Consider the following 2,259-nt stretch of genomic DNA (forward strand, 5'->3'; position numbering starts at 1 on the left):
CTGCCGCCGCTTGCGCCGGCCCGGGTCAGTCGATGCGCTCGAGCTTGCCCAGGTCCTCGGCCCCGGGGATGGTGTCCTCGATGGCCCGCGGCGGGTTGATCATGATCGCCCCGGCCAGCATCACCACGATGCACCCGCCGAGCATCGCAAAGGCCGCGCCCCAGGAATCGGTGGCCTTCTGCACCACACCGAAGAGCATCGGCACCACGGCCGCCCCGGCATACCCCAGCCCCTGGGCGAAGCCGGACAGCACGCCCGAACCGTAGGTGGTGCGCGAGCGCAGATTCATCATCAGCAGTGCGATCGCAAACGTGCCCTGGCCCAGGCCGGCCAGCGCCACCCACACGGCGGTGTTGTTCGTCGGGGACAGGTAGATACCAGGTGCCGCCGATCCAGCAGGCGGTGAACACGCCCACCGCCACGATCGGGTGCTTCAGCCGCGGCACCCACAACGGCACCAGCAGGCTGACCGGCAGGCCCAGGATCGCAAACAGCGCCAGCATCGAACCGGAGGTGCCCTCGCTCAGGCCCATCGCGGTCAGGTAGGGCGGCAGCCAGGTGAAGTAGACGTAGGTCTGGGCGGAGTTGCCGGCCAGGTAGATCGCCAGCCCCCAGGCCACCTTGGACTTCCAGGGGTTCAGCTTCAGCCCCGGTGCACTGCCGCCGGCCAGCGGCGCGGGCATGTCCGGGCGCGCCACCTTGCGGTCGGCGATCAGCTGCAGCAGCCAGGGCAGCAGCACCACGGCGGAGAGCAGCGCCCACGAGCCGATGGACAGCTGCCAGGTGGAGGCGTTGGCCAGCGGGACCGAGAACTGCGGGGCCACCCAGGTGCCCACGGCCAGCAGGGTCACATACCCGCTGGTGACCACGCCGATGTGGTCCGGGAAGTACTTCTTCACCAGCGGCGGCAGCACCACGTTGCCCATGCCGTAGCCGGCCAGCGCGACGATCGACAGCCCCAGGAAGAGGTACACGTCCGAAACCCAGGGGCGGATCACCTGTCCGACGATGGCCAGCAGCACCGAGACCACCAAGGTGCGCTCCAGGCCCCAGGCACGGATCAGCCGCGGGGTGAGCAGCCCGAAGACCGCGAAGGCGATGGGGCCAGCATGGCCAGCAGCCCGGTGGTGAATTCGGTGAACGCGATGTTCTCGGAGATCCGCTGCAGCAGCGGCGGCACGGAGACCACCGCCGCACGCAGTGACAGGGCCATGAGCAGGATGCCCAGCAACGCCCCGATGCGGCCTTGAGGGGCGTGGTGCCCTGTCGTTGATTCATGTGCTCCCTCAGCAGACCGTCATTGGTTGAAATCACCCAACTTTTTCAGTTTCGGCACCAACTCTAGTAACTGAGCCAGCCGTGCATCAAAATCCGAGTCGTGCCACCATGCCGGGCGTCCGGCGTGGGCGTAGATCCCCTCGCCGATGAGCATGATCGCCTGGGCCACGGTCGGGTCCCCGACCTCGCCCAGGATCAGTTCGTACCAGTCCTGGCTGATGCGCTGCAGGCTCTGGGCCGCGGCGTCCACCCCCGCCTGCGCCAGGCGTTCCACGGCCAGCAGGTAGCGGTCGAATTCGGTGCCCAGTTCCGCCGAGGTGCGCACGAAGTACACCGAGATGCCTCCGGGGCCCGACTCATTAGTTCACAATCCTGCGCCGCCAGCTCCTCACAGGCGCCGATGACCGCCTGGGCCAGCGCCTCCTTGGAGGCGAAGTGGTAGAGCAGCCCGCCCTTGGAGACCTCGGCCCGGGCGGCGGTGGCGTCCATGGTCGCGGCCCGCTCCCCTCGTCGCACAGCAGCGCGACGTAGGCGTCGAGGATCTTGGCTTTGGCCAGTGGTGGACGGGCCATGGATTTACCTCCCAATGGCGGTGATGAAGCAGACAACACCTCCGATTGTAACAATACCGTCCAGACGGTACAGTAATGGGGGTGGGCTACTCCCTACCCACTTTCCCTTCGTTCACAGATGGATTGACCATGACTTCACCAACTACCGGAACCCTGCCGCGCGTCTTGACCCCGCGCCGCCGCTGGGCGGCACTGGTGGTGCTGCTGTTCCCGGTACTGCTGGTCTCGGTGGATAACACCGTGCTGTCCTTCGCGGTACCGGCGATCTCCGCTGCACTGCAACCCACGGGCAACCAGCTGCTGTGGATCATCGACATCTATCCGCTGATCCTGGCCGGCCTGCTGGTCCCCATGGGCTCGCTGGGCGATCGCATCGGGCGGCGCAAGGTGCTGCTCACCGGCGCGGTCG

4 protein-coding genes are annotated in these 2,259 nt (G+C 67.3%); 1 reads left to right on the forward strand and 3 read right to left on the reverse strand.

Annotated features, from left to right (window positions below; genetic code table 11):
• The 3 genes from JCM19049_RS12150 to JCM19049_RS12155 form a co-directional block, all read right to left on the reverse strand.
• The coding region (locus tag JCM19049_RS12150; protein WP_306420798.1) for a CynX/NimT family MFS transporter at positions 1 to 1,133 on the reverse strand (1,133 nt) is incomplete at its 3' end.
• Complete coding sequence (locus tag JCM19049_RS20640) at positions 1,061 to 1,231, reverse strand: hypothetical protein (protein WP_279403102.1); 171 nt, start codon at positions 1,229 to 1,231, stop codon at positions 1,061 to 1,063. The genes JCM19049_RS20640 and JCM19049_RS12150, both read right to left, overlap by 73 nt.
• 66 nt (positions 1,232 to 1,297) lie before the next feature.
• Positions 1,298 to 1,603, reverse strand: a complete 306-nt coding sequence (locus tag JCM19049_RS12155; protein WP_279403103.1) for a hypothetical protein — start codon at positions 1,601 to 1,603, stop codon at positions 1,298 to 1,300.
• 376 nt (positions 1,604 to 1,979) lie between these two features.
• Between JCM19049_RS12155 and JCM19049_RS12160 the strand changes: the two genes are divergently transcribed.
• The coding region (locus tag JCM19049_RS12160; RefSeq protein ID WP_279403105.1) for an MFS transporter at positions 1,980 to 2,259 on the forward strand (280 nt) is incomplete at its 3' end.

The organism is Arthrobacter sp. JCM 19049 (assembly GCF_001310435.1).